Origin of the sequence: Leclercia sp. AS011, assembly GCF_037152535.1 — a bacterium.
Lineage (GTDB): Bacteria > Pseudomonadota > Gammaproteobacteria > Enterobacterales > Enterobacteriaceae > Enterobacter.
In genome coordinates this window covers 1-639 of the sequence record NZ_JBBCMA010000019.1, presented here as the reverse complement: position 1 = coordinate 639, position 639 = coordinate 1, and the positions used below count along the sequence as shown (strand labels likewise).

Sequence of the window (639 nt, the reverse complement as noted above, 5' to 3'; positions counted from 1 at the left end):
TGACTGGGGTGAAGTCGTAACAAGGTAACCGTAGGGGAACCTGCGGTTGGATCACCTCCTTACCTTAAAGAACCTGCCTTTGCAGTGCTCACACAGATTGTCTGATGAAAAAACAGCAGTAAAAAATCTCTGCAGGCTTGTAGCTCAGGTGGTTAGAGCGCACCCCTGATAAGGGTGAGGTCGGTGGTTCAAGTCCACTCAGGCCTACCAAACTCCTTGTTATAAAGGATGAGCGGTACAGAGATTAGCATTTTGCGATGGGGTTATAGCTCAGCTGGGAGAGCGCCTGCCTTGCACGCAGGAGGTCTGCGGTTCGATCCCGCATAGCTCCACCATCCTTTACTGCGACAACAAGAAAACTTCAGAGTGTACCTGAGAAGGTGCGCTGCGAAGTTTTGCTCTTTAAAAATCTGGATCAAGCTGAAAATTGAAACGACACACTGTGTCTGCTCTCCGTAATAAGAGCAGATGAAGGTGTGTTCGAGTCTCTCAAATTTTCGCAAGTCGATGATGAATCGAAAGAAACATCTTCGGGTTGTGAGGTTAAGCGACTAAGCGTACACGGTGGATGCCTAGGCAGTCAGAGGCGATGAAGGACGTGCTAATCTGCGATAAGCGTCGGTAAGGTGATATGAACCG

General features: G+C 48.8%; 2 tRNA genes and 2 rRNA genes. All 4 read left to right on the top strand.

The annotated features are described in order from the left end of the window. A 16S ribosomal RNA gene (locus WFO70_RS22320) occupies positions 1-62 on the top strand; the annotation flags it as partial. Positions 63-133: 71 nt separating this feature from the next. After that, positions 134-210, top strand: a tRNA-Ile gene (locus tag WFO70_RS22315). Positions 211-259: 49 nt separating this feature from the next. After that, a tRNA-Ala gene (locus WFO70_RS22310) sits at positions 260-335 on the top strand. A gap of 206 nt (positions 336-541) precedes the next feature. Next, positions 542-639 (top strand): 23S ribosomal RNA (locus WFO70_RS22305); the annotation flags it as partial.